This window comes from Sphingobacterium sp. SYP-B4668, assembly GCF_027627455.1.
Classification (GTDB): Bacteria; Bacteroidota; Bacteroidia; order Sphingobacteriales; family Sphingobacteriaceae; genus Sphingobacterium.
In genome coordinates, this window is the sequence record NZ_CP115483.1 from 4,376,723 (window position 1) to 4,392,705 (window position 15,983).

General features: G+C 41.6%; 9 protein-coding genes. 6 read left to right on the forward strand and 3 right to left on the reverse strand.

Annotated features, from left to right (window positions below; all coding sequences use genetic code 11):
- The first annotated feature begins 1 nt into the window (after position 1).
- The 6 genes from OQ289_RS17830 (at position 2) to OQ289_RS17855 (ending at position 9,030) form a co-directional block, all read left to right on the forward strand.
- Entirely contained in the window at positions 2 to 1,303 is a 1,302-nt protein-coding gene (locus OQ289_RS17830; protein ID WP_270088179.1) for a TolC family protein, read from the forward strand.
- A gap of 429 nt (positions 1,304 to 1,732) precedes the next feature.
- Positions 1,733 to 2,335 carry a TetR/AcrR family transcriptional regulator gene (locus tag OQ289_RS17835; RefSeq protein WP_052144071.1) on the forward strand — a complete coding sequence of 201 codons (603 nt, stop codon included), beginning with the start codon at positions 1,733 to 1,735 and terminating at the stop codon, positions 2,333 to 2,335.
- An 89-nt stretch (positions 2,336 to 2,424) separates the two neighbouring features.
- Positions 2,425 to 5,178 carry a TonB-dependent receptor gene (locus tag OQ289_RS17840; protein WP_270088180.1) on the forward strand — a complete coding sequence of 918 codons (2,754 nt, stop codon included), beginning with the start codon at positions 2,425 to 2,427 and terminating at the stop codon, positions 5,176 to 5,178.
- A gap of 35 nt (positions 5,179 to 5,213) precedes the next feature.
- Positions 5,214 to 6,500, forward strand: a complete 1,287-nt coding sequence (locus tag OQ289_RS17845) for a parallel beta-helix domain-containing protein (protein WP_270088181.1) — start codon at positions 5,214 to 5,216, stop codon at positions 6,498 to 6,500.
- 2 nt (positions 6,501 to 6,502) lie between these two features.
- Positions 6,503 to 7,582 (forward strand): SO2930 family diheme c-type cytochrome, encoded by a 1,080-nt coding sequence (locus tag OQ289_RS17850; RefSeq protein WP_270088182.1) that lies wholly within the window; start codon positions 6,503 to 6,505, stop codon positions 7,580 to 7,582.
- A 44-nt stretch (positions 7,583 to 7,626) separates the two neighbouring features.
- The gene (locus OQ289_RS17855; RefSeq protein WP_270088183.1) at positions 7,627 to 9,030 is read left to right on the forward strand and encodes an aldehyde dehydrogenase family protein; all 1,404 of its coding nucleotides are present in this window, start codon (positions 7,627 to 7,629) and stop codon (positions 9,028 to 9,030) included.
- Positions 9,031 to 9,232: 202 nt separating this feature from the next.
- Here OQ289_RS17855 and OQ289_RS17860 read toward each other — a convergent pair whose 3' ends face one another.
- The 3 genes from OQ289_RS17860 to OQ289_RS17870 all read right to left on the reverse strand — a co-directional run bounded on the left by OQ289_RS17860 (position 9,233) and on the right by OQ289_RS17870 (position 15,982).
- The gene (locus tag OQ289_RS17860; protein WP_270088184.1) at positions 9,233 to 10,429 is read right to left on the reverse strand and encodes a threonine aldolase family protein; all 1,197 of its coding nucleotides are present in this window, start codon (positions 10,427 to 10,429) and stop codon (positions 9,233 to 9,235) included.
- Between the two features lie 477 nt (positions 10,430 to 10,906).
- The gene (locus OQ289_RS17865) at positions 10,907 to 12,784 is read right to left on the reverse strand and encodes a glycoside hydrolase family 97 protein (protein WP_270088185.1); all 1,878 of its coding nucleotides are present in this window, start codon (positions 12,782 to 12,784) and stop codon (positions 10,907 to 10,909) included.
- Between the two features lie 30 nt (positions 12,785 to 12,814).
- Positions 12,815 to 15,982 (reverse strand): sugar-binding domain-containing protein, encoded by a 3,168-nt coding sequence (locus OQ289_RS17870; RefSeq protein WP_270088186.1) that lies wholly within the window; start codon positions 15,980 to 15,982, stop codon positions 12,815 to 12,817.
- Between the last annotated feature and the right edge of the window lies 1 nt (position 15,983).

Below are 15,983 nucleotides of genomic sequence, written 5' to 3' on the forward strand. Positions count from 1 at the left end.
TATGCTACACAAACTCACCTTACTCATAATACTTTGTTACCTTTCCGCTATAGGGAATGCACAAGAATTATTGACTATCGAACAAGCCGTGTCTATCACACTTGAGAATAATTTTGACATTAAAATTGCCAAAAATAATACCCGCATTGACGAGCAAAATCGCAGTTTGGGAAATGCGGGAATATTGCCTAGAGTCACAGGAAATTTCACCCGTAACAATTCTATCCAGAACTCTAGACAGGTAAGGGCGGATGGGCAAGTGCAGGAGCTTAATAACGCTAAAAATGACAATATGAACTACGGCGTGAGTCTCAATTGGACCATTTTCGATGGCTTCAAGATGTTTGCGAAATATGATCAATTAAAAGAGATTCAAAAGCAGGGAGAAGCTGAGGTTAGGTATGCAATCTTGACTCAAGTCAGTGAGATTATTGCCACTTACTATACGCTTGTACAGCAACAAAAGATGATTCGAGCATTGGACACAGCTATAGACCTCTCTCAATATAGACTCACTATGGCTCAAAACCGGTTTGAGATTGGTAAAGCCGCAAAGCTCGAAGTTTTGAATGCACAGGTCGATTTAAATGCTGATAAAACCACTTTACTACAGCAACAGGAGCAATACGCCAACAGCAAAACGTATATGAACCAGCTTATGGCAAGGGACCTAGGCATTACATTTAGGGTGGAGGATTCTGTGGCTATAAACGATGACCTCAAACTTGGAGAATTATTGGGAACGGCTGAAAATCAAAATCCACAAATTCAACTTGCAGTTATCAACAAACGCATTTCGGAGTACAATCTCAAACAGATAAAAGGCGAACGCTACCCTATTATCTCGCTCAATAGCGGGTATAATTTCAACGAGTCCCATTCTTCCCTTGGATTTGCAACAGAAAATAAAGGTCGCGGATTTAACTACGGTGTGAGCGCATCTGTCAATATCTTTAATGGATTTCTTCAGAATCGAAATGAGAAAATTGCCAAAATCGAGATAGAAAATTCGGAACTACAAATTGGCCAGCAAAAGCAGACTATCCAATCGCAAATTACTTCGCTCTTCCAGACTTACATCACCAATTTAGATTTGGTACAACTGGAACGTAGCAATGAAGAACTGGCAAAAGAGAATCTCGATATTACCTTCGAGAAATTTAAGATAGGAACGATTACCACTTTGGAGGTTCGGACAGCCCAACTCAACTACATCAACACCATGGTCAGGAGCTACACCGCGCAGTACCAAGCTAAGCTATCCGAAATAAGATTAAAGGAGCTCGCTGGCAACGCATTTTAACGGGACAAATTCAAAAAGCTTCTCCTATTTTCCAAAATTCCTCCTGTTCTTTCTGGGTATACGGATACGCTATACTGCTATCCAAAAGTATACCCCTCTCCCTCACTAAGAAGGTCTCGTAGCTCACTGTGCGACATCTTTTACCCAACATCCAAAAGGGCCATATATTTTTTCATTATTGAAAAGCAATTTATAATCGCTCCTATCTGAATAGCAATGTTTGCGGTATTGTTGTAAAAATAAAGGTCTGCATTAGATATAGATGCTTAAGGTTATTGTCTAAAAAATATAAAAATCAAAAAAATAACTTCTTTAATATCCTGATTTTATTAAGTTTAATAATTCAAAACAACAATATTCAATTTTTCAAACTTTTTAATAAAATGTTTGGATAATTGAAATTGTGTTTATACCTTTAGTCTGAGCAATATGAGTAAGAAAGAAGAAGTAAAGAGAAAAATTGGGAAATCGGCCATGGAATGTTTTGCAAAATTCGGTCTTGACAAGACAACGCTTGAAGACATTGCCAAAGCTGTAGGCCTCAATAAGACGTCACTATATTATTATTATAAGAGCAAAGAAGATATATTTATTGAAGTAGCACTGGCTGAGGGAGAGCATTACATACACGCCCTTCAACAAGCTACTTTACAGAAGGAGGGCATTGAAAACCGGACAGCCTTCTATCTCGAATCACGATTCAATTACTACAAGAATGTATTGAACATGAATCGGGTTTCTGTAGAGTCTATGGGTAAATTATTACCCCGATTCTTCGATTTATATGATGCACTGATGGTACGAGAAAAGGCATTCTTAACACAACTCCTAGAGCAAGCTGTAAAAGCTGGGGAGTTAGATTTAGCCGACCCTACAAACACCGCTTCCGTACTCATCAACTTTTCTAACGCTTTAAAACACAGTGTAGAGCAACAGGCCATGCTCAAACGGGAGTCCGAAATTGACTACACGCAAAGCCTTCAGGATACAAAATTTTTGGTATCGCTGATTTTTAAAGGAATAAAAAAGTAGCCACAGTATCGTTGGGGATAGAAGCCTGGTAAAGGGGAAGAGGTTATTTTGATATTTTAATTTTGTTGCAAAACTAACCAATTATAAATATGAAAAAGGTCCTTCTACTCACACTAGTCCTTTATCTCTGTACCCCAAGTTTGCTCTTGGCACAGGGTTTACTCAAAGGCAGCATTAAGAACAACGCTACCAATGAGGATGCATATGCCATCTCTGTCCGTATAAAAAATGGTTCAGACGGCACCTATACAGATGATCGCGGAAGGTTTCAATTAAAAACATCCCAAACACTTCCCATCACGTTATTAATTTCGTCTATAGGTTTTGAACCGCAAGAGGTTTCTATAGAAAGCTTTTCAATACCTGTTGAAATCCGTTTAGAGCCAGCCCGCATCTTAGGGCAGGAGGTAGTAGTTTCTGCAAGTCGAACGGTTCAAAACAAACTTTCTTCTCCCGTGACTATAGAACAGATTAGTGCAAAGGACATTGTAAATTCTCCTCAACTTAATTATATGGACATGATGCAGGGACTCAAGGGTGTGGATGTGACGGTATCTAGTCTAGGGTTTACGAGTGTGACTACGAGAGGTTTCAATACTAGTGGCAATACCAATTTCACTCAAATCGTAGACGGCATGGATAATCAGGCTCCTGGCCTAAACTTTCCTCTCGGTACGGCAATTGGCTTAACCCAACTAGATGTGGACAATATCGAACTATTATCTGGGGCTTCTTCAGCACTATACGGTTCACGAGGCTTGAATGGTACAATGGTCATGACTGGAAAGGACCCTTTCAAATATCAAGGAATAAGTGTGCTAGTGACCCAAGGTATCAACCACGTCAACAATAAGAAACACAACGATCCTGTATCGCCTTCTCCTTATTACGATTGGACAATTCGTTTCGCCAAGAAAATCAATGACAAAGTTGCCTTCAAAATCAACACCCAATATACACAGGCAAAGGACTGGGTAGCCAATGATGCAAGCAATAAAAATGGACCTGGAGACCACCTCACAGACCCTAATTACAATGGCGTGAATTTTTACGGAGGTTCTACTTCTGTTGACATATCTCCCTTTTTACAAGCTGCCCTTGCTGGAAATCCCGATCTCGCTCCTATCATCGATCCACTACTTACTAAATCCAACTATGTAGCACGCACAGGCTATCCCGAATATGGATATTTGGACAATGGCGCAAAGCTCTTTAAGGTCAATGGCGAATTGCGTTATAAACTAGGCTCCAATATTGAAGCTATTGCGTCTGGGACATTCGGAACCGGAAATATCGTGTATACCAATGACACTCGATATCAATTAAAAGGTTTTAAAGTAGGACAATATCGATTGGAGATCAAAAGCGACAACTGGTTCGTCCGGGCCTATACCACCCAAGAGAATTCGGGGCGTACGCTGGTGTCCGGACCTACAGCACAGTACATCAACGAATCTTGGAAAACCAGCTATGACGGCGCCACTGGCGGATGGTATCCTGAATACACTTACGAATTAATCAATTCTCTTGCTGGAGGTGCAGCCTTGAACGATGCTCATCTTGCAGCTCGAGCATTTGCTGATCAAGGACGGGCGGAGTTAGGCACACCACTCTTCAACAGATTGAAGGATAGCATTACCAATACTCCGATTTCCGAAGGTGGTACGCTCTTTTTGGATCGTAGCAAATTGTACAATTCCGAAGCACAATATAACTTTAGCGACCAGATTAAGTTCATGACCTTAATTGCGGGAGTAAATTGGCGTCTATACCATTTAGACAGTAAAAACACCTTATTCCCAGATAAAGAGAAGCCCATCAATGTCAATGAGTACAGCGCATATGTGCAATTGGGTAAGAAAGTCGCCGATGAACGATTGAATCTTGCTGCATCCTTCCGATATGATAAAAACACCTTATTTTCGTCTCCGAAAGTGACCTCGCGGGCATCTCTGGTATTTGAAGCTATGAGCGAAAACTATATTCGCCTATCTTACCAAAACGCGTATAGCTTTCCATCTAATATTCAAGCCTTACAAAATACACTCAATGGTTACAACAGCTATTCTTCTGGCGGCTCTTCCTTACTACTCAACGACAACTATCAATTTGACAAATACCCTCCTTATGTATACGAGAGCGTCCTCAAATTTCAACAAACAGGAGACCCTGGAGTTCTTGAAAAATTCAAATATGACGACATCAAACCTCAGTCAGTCAATGCATTTGAGTTAGGCTATGCCGCGCTTTTGGGTAATCGAGTGATACTTGATGTGTTGGGATATTTCTCTACTTGGAAAAATTTTATTGGATATGCCAATGTAGCTAATACACCAGGTACCGATGACGTTAATGCTTTTAAAGACCACAGCACTTATATACAATACAATATTGCGTTTAATGGGGGTGAGACTGTCAACACTTATGGTTATGCTGCCAGCCTAAGTATGGACATGGGTCTCAACTTTTTGGGAAAAGTCAATTATTACTCTGATTACCTCAAGAACAAGAACGATAGCCAAATCAACAACTTCAACACCCCCAATTACCATGTCAACTTTGAGTTTGGCAATAGTGGCTTTGGCAAAAAGCAGGTGTGGTCATTTAATACCAGCCTCCGCTATAAACCAGGTTATCACTACGTAGTCTCTGGGGGATTGGCGTCGGGCGAAGTCCCTAGCTCGGCCGTCATTGATGCTCAGATCAGTTACAAACTAATCAAGGCACGCTCAGGGATACGCATCGGTGGCACCAACATTACCAACAAATACTATTCGACAGGTATAGCCAATCCACGGATTGGTGCTGTTTACTATGTTACTTATGCATACAATATATTTTAACCTTTCTCTATTTCATTTATAAATCCTACATCATTATGAGACAACCATTTTTTTTAACGCTAGCTTTGATGCTATTGACCATAGGCATCATGAACGCCTGCACCCACAACAAAACACAAGAGGACACCTATACAACCGTTCTCAGTTTTAAACCTGGTGATGAGGCCAAGATAGAAGAAGCATTGCTATCCCTGAAAGACAGCACAAGTATCCTCCTAGAAGCTGGTAAGTACGAATTCGACAACTTGAGCATTGTTCAGGTCAATCATATTCTGATTCACGGTGAGGGGCACGACAGGACTATCCTCAATTTCTCCAGTCAGTCCCAAGGAGGAGAAGGTATCCGGGTCACCGATGTCAAGGGATTCACTATTGATGGCATGACTATCCGCGACTCCAAAGGAGATTTATTAAAAATAAGCAACAGCAGTGACGTCAAGGTGACTAACCTGCATGCGCTTTGGAGCCAAGCTGATTCCACTAGCGGAGGTTATGCGATATATCCCGTTCTCTGCAAAAATGTACTCGTTGAAAATTGCTATACCGAGGGGTCTTCAGACGCAGGTATTTATGTTGGTCAAACTGATGGAGCAATCGTCCGCAATTGTAAGGCTGCGAAAAACGTGGCGGGGTGTGAAATCGAAAACACATCCAATGCCGAAGTTTACGATAATGAGTTCTACAACAATACGGCCGGATTTTTAATATTCGATTTGCCAGATTTATCCAAAAGAGGTGGAAAGGTAAAGGTCTACAACAACAATATCCATGACAACAATTTTAGGAATTTTGCTAAAAGCGGTAGCTTTGGCACCTATTGGGGGGTAGGCAATGCTTCACCAGGAAGTGGCATCATTATCCTGGCCGCTTCTGATATCGAAATCTATGACAACAAAATCATAGGAAACAATACTGCAGCAATTACCATCGCCTCCGGATTTGCGACTGATGACAAGGCAGCCGAAAAAATCAATGCCAATTACTCCCCTATCTCGAAAAACATCAAAATCCACAGTAATAAGATGGAAATGGGTCCAGACTTCCCAAAGCCAGCATACGAGCACCGTATCGGACAGGTCTTAGTAGCTACTCAGGACCAATTGAACCGATTGGAACCTAATCGTAAAAGTAAACGAATTCCACTTATTGTATACGATGGGTTCAACAGTAATATCTTGACCAATGGCACTGCCCTCAATCCGGATTCGATTTGCATCAATCAGCCTGAAGAAAATCTATTTGTTAATGCTGATTTTCAAAACATAGCGAAACCTGAAAATTGGAAGCCAAACACAAATATTGTTCCATTTCAATGTAAATAATAATGCGCAAAATATCTCTTTTTGGTCTCCTAATTATACTCAGCACATCATCCGCCGTGCTAATGCAGCAGGCGTGCAAGCACAAAACCAAACCACAGGCCACTACCAGCACGACAGGATTCGAATTTAAGGAAAGGCTTTCTGACTACGGTTTTTTCACAGGGGTCATCAAAGATTTAACACCTGCAGAGGGGGTTGTACTCTATGACCTCAGTACTCCTCTATTTACCGACTATTCCATTAAAGACAGATTCATCAAACTACCGCATGGCCAGTCACTCACCTACACAGCCAGTGGGCCGTTGGGCTTTCCTGACTCCAGTATCATTATCAAAAACTTCGCTTATACCAATGAAGCTCATCAAAAGATTATGATTGAGACCCGACTGTTGGTCAAAGACCCCAAAGACCATAAGTGGAAGGTGATGAATTATCTTTGGAACAAGGAACAGACCGATGCTGTTCGACATATTACGGGTGCCAAAGTTCCGATTACCTTACTTGATGAAGATGGAAAAAAACATGTCACGAATTATATGGTACCGAATACCAATGACTGCAAAAGATGTCATGTAAACAATGGCACATTGACCCCAATTGGACCTAAAGCACGTAATCTCAACTTTACTTTAAATGGGCAAACTAAGAATCAACTTTCGCAACTGGCATCCAATGGCATACTTGTTGGTCTACCCGACTTGACGAAGGTATCGCAATTGCCGATATGGACAGATTCAAAACACTACAGCTTGGAAAAACGAGCCAGAGCATACTTGGATATTAACTGTGCTCATTGTCATACCAAAGGGGGAGATGCATTTAACACGGGACTATTTTTGGACTACGAAGAGAACAACGCTAATCATTTAGGGATAAAAAAAGCACCAGTCTCTGCTGGAGGAGGTGCGGGAGGGCTTGACTTCGACATTGTCCCGGGTGACCCGGCCCAGTCTATTCTCCTGCATCGGATGAATAGTATTGAACCAGGGACCGCCATGCCCGAGTTAGCACGTACTATTATCCATAAAGAAGGAGTGGCTCTGATAAGCGAATGGATACAACGCTTACCAAAGGAAAAATAGACTTTCCATACATAGGCGGTGATGCCTCTAATTAATTATCACTAATGATGACAGATTACATTCAAACTGTTTTTGAACTTCAGCAAAAGAACAAACATACGCTCCAATGGAGTACAGCACAACAGCGCATAGCTACCTTAAGGAAGTTAAAGTCGGCAATACATGAATTCGAAGAAAGGATATATGCAGCATTACAAGAGGATTTGAGAAAAAGCAGATTTGAATCCGCACTTACAGAAGTGTTCTTCGCACTTAGTGAAATAGATTTTGCCATCCAGCATCTAAAAAAATGGATGAAACCCCGAAAAGCTCGAAAGACATTCACCAGTGTATTTGCTTCCAATCGAATATATTACGAGCCTAAGGGCGTATGTCTCATTATTGCCCCTTGGAACTATCCTTTCCAATTAATCATGAGTCCGTTGATATCGGCTATAGCTGCTGGTAATTGTATTGTATTGAAGCCTTCGGAAATTAGCTCTTCGGTCAGCAAGGTCATCGCTCAGTTGATCCAACAGTATTTTAAGAAGGACGAAATAGCTTGTTTTGAAGGTGATCGGTCTATATCCGAATTCCTACTCCAGTTGCCTTTCGATCATATTTTCTTTACGGGCAGTACCTCCGTTGGTAAAGCTGTCATGCAAGCGGCTGCCAAAAACCTCAGTTCCGTCACACTCGAGCTTGGCGGAAAATCACCTGTCATCATCGACCCTTCTGCTAATATCAGAGATGCAGCAATCAAAATTGCATGGGGCAAGCTAATCAATGCTGGTCAGACTTGTATTGCACCCGATTATGTATTTGTGCACAGATCTAAGCTAGGAGAATTTATAGTCCATTTTAAGGAAGCTGTCATTCGTCAATTTTTCACTGAACAGGGTCAGTTGGACGACTCTCAATATGTTAAGATTATCAATCAACACCATACGGATCGCCTCATGGGCTTGATTCATGATGCAACCGACCGGGGCGCCTCTATAGTATGGGGTGGACAAGTCGAGCGGTCGGCATTGACCATCTATCCTACCCTGCTATGTGATGTACCTTTGGATAGCAGAATAATGGACGAAGAAATATTTGGCCCCATACTCCCCGTGATTCCATATGACGACATAGAAATGCCGATCAGGACCATCAATAGCAAGGGCAAACCCTTAGCATTCTATATTTTCAGTAAAGACAAACCTACTGTCAAACGGCTCTTGACCAGTACAAGCTCTGGTGGCGCATGCGTCAATGATGTAATTATCCACGTATCCAATCCTAACCTACCCTTTGGAGGAATCAATGGCAGCGGTATAGGCAGTTGTCATGGTATATTTGGGTTTAAGGCATTTTCACACGAAAGATCTATAGTCTTTCAGTCAGCCCTAAATATATCCAAGCTCATCTATCCACCCTATACAAATAAGGAATGGGTATTGAGACTACTTCGAAAGTATATGTAAGATACTGTATATAAACAGTCCTATACAATTAAAAGATGGAAATCGGTCAAGCCACTATTTGTTCGCCACCCAGCTACGACTAAATTCAGATAGTAAGTACGAGCTAGAGCTTCATATCGCCGACCTGCAGCATTTCATCAGGCACTACAATATCGATAGTACGGTAAGTGCCTAAAAAAATTGCCCAAGTATCTCAATATCCTTAGGTTAATCTCGCAAAAGAGATGGCCTTTTGAAAGGACGAGGTAATGGCGTCATTATCCCGTCGTAACAAAGTGGCATTTGTCTTGACAGCAATTGTACCATCTTCCTTACGTACCTTTCCAAGGATAATGTTAGCTTCTTGACGTAGGTATGTCTTTAGCTTAACCACATCTATGTATTCCTCGATTTTCATCAAGCTAATGTTGCTCCCGCTTTCAATCGGTTGTAGATGTAGTCCTTCTATTTCGTTTAGCGCCTTAAATAATGTAATAGACTTGTTTCGCACCTCCTTCATTACCGCATCAATATCTTGCAGATGATATAAAGCCATAGCAGCGTTGGGCCAATTTGTAAAGATTCCACCACCGTGTATTTTAATCAAGTGATGCATCTGATCGATGGTTGATTTATCTCCACACAATATGGCGCCACCGGTAGCTCCCAAATACTTATATAGACACAAGTACACTGTGTCAAAATATTGTGCATAGGTAGCTATGGAGCTTCCGGTATAAGCCGCCGCAATATGGAGACGTGCACCATCAAGATGCATCTTATAACCTTTACTATCACAATAATCTTTTATTTTCTTTATCTCTTCCAATGGGAACAGGCGATTTTCGCACCTTCTGACAGGCGTCTCTATCGATATGACGGCCCCTGGTAAGGCAAAAGCTTCTTCTTTCTCATAATAAGAAATAGATTCTCGAAGTTCGTCCACATTAAACCAATGCTTATCCGATACAAGGGGTATAAACCTTTTATTGAATAGGGTCTGTGCCGCATCGGCTTCATCCCTGTATACGTGACTCTGTTCTTGGACAAATGCTTTCGTACCAGAACTTCCCAACACCGAGATAGCCAACTGATTGGCGAGTGTCCCCGAGGGTAAGTATACGGCAGCTTCTTTGCCCGTAATCTGTATGCATTTTTGCAACAATTGCCCCATCGTTCCATCAGCCGCATAACTATCACGCTCTATGGGATTTTTCGTTTGTATCGCCTGCAATTGGCTAAGAAAGTCGTCAGGCCTATAGAATATACCATCGTTAATGAAGTAGACCGCGTCACTATCCTTCAACTTTTTTTGTTCAGGATTGTGGGACGGATGTGCATTGGTAATCGACATATTGGTGAGCACAGGTATGGCTAATCCAGATAATCTAAGAAAATCACGGCGTTTGTAAAATCCCATAGGTACAGCTGATTAATGAGGTGCTTGGATGTTGTGTTAACTATTTCTCGATAAAGATATCGATTATTTATTTTGTACACAGGCTTGCTCTTGACTATGATGTGTTCATCGCCTATCGGCTATTTTCACTTTGCAATATTTGTATTCCATACCCTCCCTTGTATACTGGGGCACCAACGTAAAGCAGAGTTTAAAACCGTCAATCCAAAATTCATCTTCTACTGCACAAAGACATTTATTATTTTTCTATCTAAAAATATCACTAGTTCAATTAGTGTTTGAAATTTATTCTACTTTTTTTCCTGAATGAAATGATAAAAATATTTTGCTCTTCCATAAACTTTGTGCGATCAATATTTCCACTGAGAGATAATAAATACAAAATAGAACACTCTCGACACAATATTTTGAAAAAAAATACCATTTTAAAAATAAAACAAAAAAGTACCCGAAGGTACTTTCTTATGTTACTACTATCTAGTTGAGGGGGCGTATCCAAATAGCCTGCCCCCCAGAAGGTATCAACTTAGCCTCAAGTACGGTATTAGCATCTACTTTGATTCGCTTGATGGAAACCTTAGTACGAGTTTTCGAGGCAGGATCATCGTCGTAAATACTTGCTTCATACTTCTTGCCTGACATCAAAAATCCAAGTGGAATCTTCAGCGTACGGGCATCATTATTAGTAATTGTGCCAATAAACCAATCGTCCCCCTTTCGACGTGCAATTGTAATGTATTGACCTATCTCTCCATCCAAGACTTTGGAATCCTCCCATACGGTAGCTATATTATCAAAATATTCGAGCTCAGGCTCGCCGTGCGAATCCGATGGAATATCATACCAATACATGTACTGCAATGGACTGTAAAAGATTGTGGAAAGGGCCATCTGATGCGCAGAAGTGGTCTTTATAGTACGATTGGACGGTACATTTGCCTTTAGATTCTTTTGTTGGTAATAACAAATCGTATAATCGGCTGCTCCAGCTATGAATCGTGTAAAAGGAAGAATGGTATTGTCGGTAGCAGTAGGCATCTCTTCGTTGCCATAAACCCCCTCCTGAGTCAGCAGATTGGGGTAAGTACGACTAAACCCCGTTGGCCTGTACTCGTCATGGACATTGACCATCAAATTATACCGTGCGCATTTCTTAATGGCATCATGTAACCAAGTGGTCCACTTGTGGGAACCTACGCCTACAAAGCCGAATTTTACACCACGCACCCCCCACTGCTGAAAGAGAGGCAGCAATTCATCCAATTGTTGATAGAGAGCACGTTGATTCACATACAAGAATACCCCAACCCCGTTATCATTGGCATACCGAATGATTTCCTGTAGCTCCAAGTCACTTTTGGGATTGCGTCTTGGATCTACATTTACCTCACTAGCATCAGAACCCACGACATATTCATACCCATACCACCCAGCGTCAAAGTGAATATACTGGATGTTACGCTGGACCGCAAAATCAACTAATTCTTTAGAGCCTTTCATGGATAGTGTCATTTCTCGCATAATCTTACCCGGTTGGATCCAAGATGTATTATTGATTGCAGACGGAGGGTTTAGATTCAGTAGCAAATCATTATTAGCGAGTAATTGGCCAGGACGGTCTGCGACCATCACAACTCTCCAAGGGGTAGCAAATGGAGTGTAAAAATCAACTTTATCGTAGATTGAGCAGCTTATAGTATTGGGTTTGCGGGGACTTAATGCAAACTTGGTACGAGCATAGTTAACCATTTGCGCTTCTGTCAAACAAGCAAAACTTCCGTCTGGAAGCTGTAGTACCAATGGCCTCTCACTTTCTCCGGGCCAACTTATCAAGGGAAGTAAACGATACTCTGCCTGGGCAATATTGGTAAACCATGCCTTAGTTCCTTCAGGCACAGTGAACTCCGTGAGCTCTTTAACAATATTGATGTCCATACCTCCATCGGGGTCTTCTGGAAAAAAATATCGAAAAGCGATACCTTCGTTATAGGCCCGAACCTGAATTTGAAATTTAAGCGTAGGACTATCACCCAATAACAGGGTGATAGTCATTTCTTGGAAGTGATCCCGAACTTGATTTCGCTCTCCATAAACAGGCTTCCACACAGTATCGCACATTACCCTATGTATATCACCCAGCCGAAAGCCCCTCTCCCAACCGACCAACCCCAAAGTTGATGACAACACGACAGGCCTACCCTGATTGGATATGGAATATATTGGTACTCCATCAGATAATAACTCAAACGAAAATGCTAACTCTCCGTTAGGAGAACGCAATTCAGAGGCCCCGTGAGTCGCCAATAACTGCTTGCCTACGAAAAAAACACACAGAAACACTAGAATTCTTAACATCTTAACTTTTGATATAATTCTCAACAATAATTATTTTAACAGATTATCTAAGAATGAGACTGCTGTGGGATTGTGTGTGACTCTATCAATCATTTCGATTTCACATATCCGGAATACACCTTTACCCAATTTCAACTCACCTGCCGCCATGACAGTCCCTTTGTCTCCTAGCCAATTGGAATTACCACTGCTTAAGATTGGTTCCCATTGGGCCCCAGAAATGGTATGACTAAGAATGGGAGCAATGCAATTCTCTTTGCTATCATACCATAGATTGAAGTCAAAGGGTTTATTATTCCTGACCACTGAGTGACCGGTCATAGGCGACGCAAAGTAATAATCGCCCATACTATTTTTTTCGATGAGTACAGTAGTAGTGGCAATCGAATATTGCCCAGCTGGGAGTGTCATGAATACAACAGTCTTGCCTTTACTGACCCATCCGTCGATTTCCTGTTGTCTTGATTTGTAACGTTCGTAGTTGCCAACAAGTACGGCATCAGCATTTGTCCCGGAATTAGTAATCGTATATCCAGCTTGTTGAGCCAATGTGGCCAACTGTCCGTTAATATCTTCGACTATGTACAGTTTTTTCTTGGGTATTTTCCGTTTCGGAAATATTTCAAAGGCAAATTCATTCTGATAAACACTCGTCCCCTGCTCATTAACCAAAGCCACACGTAAAGTATAATCAGTACGCTGGGTAACATCCGGAGATTTAAATTTTATAAAACCTTGGAACTCCGAACTGTTAACGGGTATTTGAGCAGAGATATGATTGGCCATGATGACCTCTCCACCCTTTTCAATTTGATATTTCAGCAGATACCCAGTCGGGACCGTGTTCAAGTCATTGCTTATCCAAGCTTCAAAAGCAGTTTCTTCCTCTGAATAAAACTTATTTCGATCACTACGCAACGAGACCATTAATGGTTCCAAAGCATTCCGATAAGCAAAATATGCTTTTTTCGGTTGCCGATCCACGTCCATTATAGATTTCATCCAACCAGCAGGCCATGCATCGATGAACAAATGAACTGCAAACGAAACCATCCTAGAGTCGCGCCTAAAGGTCTCGGCTACGAACTTCATCGCCCATGCCTGATATTCCTGACTCGCCTCTATCCAATTTTCTAGGCTATTTTGCGGATTGTACCACATATAGTGAAAGCGATGGGTCTGCGATTGTGAAATCTTATTCGCTGTCCAAATAGCGTCCTCTGCTTTATTTTGAGGTAACCAAGAAACTGGATAATATTTGGTCATGACGTTCAATGGATCGAGACCTTCGGCACCAAACTCGCCACAGGCATACATCCATCCCGGTTTGACTGGCTGCCAATAACCTTGGTACATCTTTCCGAGAGCCAAGCCATGCCCATTATACCACGTATTGTAACAATGATTATCCGGTAATCCTGGAGAAGGTGGGTCATAGTCACCATCCCCAGCCTTGATTACCCGATCGGGATTGCTTAACAGGACCGCTTGGTCCAGCGCAGTAAACAAGCGGTAATATTCGTCAGCGGTATTCAAGCTACGCTGAGGAAATCCCTCTGCGTTGGGAAAGCGTTCATTAATATAGGTGACCAATATGGTGGAAGGATGTTTTCGGACTAATCTCTCCATCTCCTCTACCTGTCTAATTGTCTCTGCAAATTGATTGCGGCGTAAGCTTCCAAACAGAGGAAGATCGGTTTGATTCAATAGGCCCAATTTATCACAATAATCGTATACTTCTTCCTGCACTGGACGCTGGGTAAAGCGTAGATAATTAAGATTACACAGTTTGGCCAATAACAGGTCATCTATCAACTGGTCCCAGTTCTTTCGGAATACAGATTGCTGCTCAAACCCCATACTGTTGGCCCCCCGCAGACGAATCATATTGCCATTAAGATACATATTGCCTTTAGGTGTGTTGAGAGTATCCATCGTAAAGCTACGCATACCAAACTGCTGCACACGGGTGTCGGTAAGGCGTCCCTTGGCATCGTATACCTTGACCTGAATTTGATAAAGCCAAGGATTCTCGGGCTCCCATAGTCTAAACGTCTTCATGTCAATAGGGATACGTAGATAGTTGGGTCCATATCCCATTTTCAGTGTATTCTGCTCCCAATCTGCGGGTTTCGCTAAATCACCTACACCAGGCACATAGGTTGTAGAGGGGATGTACTCCATATCTTGTACGACAGTTTCTAAAAAATTTTGACCATAGACAGAGATACGCAATGTGGCTTCTGCGGGATAAGGCTCAAAGTTATTGACTTCAATCCATGCCTCAGCGACGGAGGTTTCTAATTTAGGACGTACAAAAATATCATGGATGTGCAACGGTGCCCTAGCTTCTAAATAACAATCTTGATAAATACCCATTCCAGGTGGGCATAGGTGCCAACCCAACTCCGGATCATCATACCCTAATCCACTTACAGCATAAATCTTATTCCCAATAAGCGAATTACCTTGATCATCTTTTCCTCCGGTACTGGTGTAATCGTTTTCTACTTTTACCAAAATCTGATTTTTACCAGGTTTGGAATATTTTGAAATCTCAAACTCAAAAGGCGCAAAAAAACCTTCATGTGTACCACATAACTGACCATTTACAAAAACGGATGCCTTGTAATCTACAGCCTTAAAACAGATAAACAAATTGCCAGATGCAAAATCGGCTTCTACAAGGTCAACTTCTTTATGATAATAAGTCACTGCGCGGCCTAATGGTGGACCGTAATGCGGTATTTGAACCTCCTCCCAGTTACCAGCCCCCCTTAAGGTGCTTGTAAAATCATTTCGATCGGTTGCCGTCTCTACTCTCCAATTGAATGCGGTGAGCGGAATCTGCTTTCTAGTACGATCAGGTACAGGTGCCAAATTTTGCATAAATGGCAGATATCGTTTTTTTAAAGAAGACAATTCTGAGTATAGTTCTTCTTTTGTAGAAATAGGCTTTACAGCCTTAAACATAGAAGCTGGATTATGTGCGATAGGCAAATCAATATTCGCTAATATAGGTGGCTTAGGTTGTACCAATAAATGGAATCGTGTATCATATTGACGTGTGCCGATATCTGCAAATTTATCCTGCGCATGGGCATTATGTACCAGTAACATCAGCGGTACAAACAAGTTGGAAACACGAAAAGCGGTCCGTAAAGATGGTCTAAAAAAATTTTTCAATATCATATTCATA

What these genes read in the sequence shown, in the direction of transcription:
- OQ289_RS17830 (WP_270088179.1), top strand. Translation starts at nt 2, where the DNA reads ATGCTACACAAACTCACCTTACTCATAATACTTTGTTACCTTTCCGCT.
- OQ289_RS17835 (WP_052144071.1), top strand. Translation starts at nt 1,733, where the DNA reads ATGAGTAAGAAAGAAGAAGTAAAGAGAAAAATTGGGAAATCGGCCATG.
- OQ289_RS17840 (WP_270088180.1), top strand. Translation starts at nt 2,425, where the DNA reads ATGAAAAAGGTCCTTCTACTCACACTAGTCCTTTATCTCTGTACCCCA.
- OQ289_RS17845 (WP_270088181.1), top strand. Translation starts at nt 5,214, where the DNA reads ATGAGACAACCATTTTTTTTAACGCTAGCTTTGATGCTATTGACCATA.
- OQ289_RS17850 (WP_270088182.1), top strand. Translation starts at nt 6,503, where the DNA reads ATGCGCAAAATATCTCTTTTTGGTCTCCTAATTATACTCAGCACATCA.
- OQ289_RS17855 (WP_270088183.1), top strand. Translation starts at nt 7,627, where the DNA reads ATGATGACAGATTACATTCAAACTGTTTTTGAACTTCAGCAAAAGAAC.
- OQ289_RS17860 (WP_270088184.1), bottom strand. Translation starts at nt 10,429, where the DNA reads ATGGGATTTTACAAACGCCGTGATTTTCTTAGATTATCTGGATTAGCC.
- OQ289_RS17865 (WP_270088185.1), bottom strand. Translation starts at nt 12,784, where the DNA reads ATGTTAAGAATTCTAGTGTTTCTGTGTGTTTTTTTCGTAGGCAAGCAG.
- OQ289_RS17870 (WP_270088186.1), bottom strand. Translation starts at nt 15,982, where the DNA reads ATGAATATGATATTGAAAAATTTTTTTAGACCATCTTTACGGACCGCT.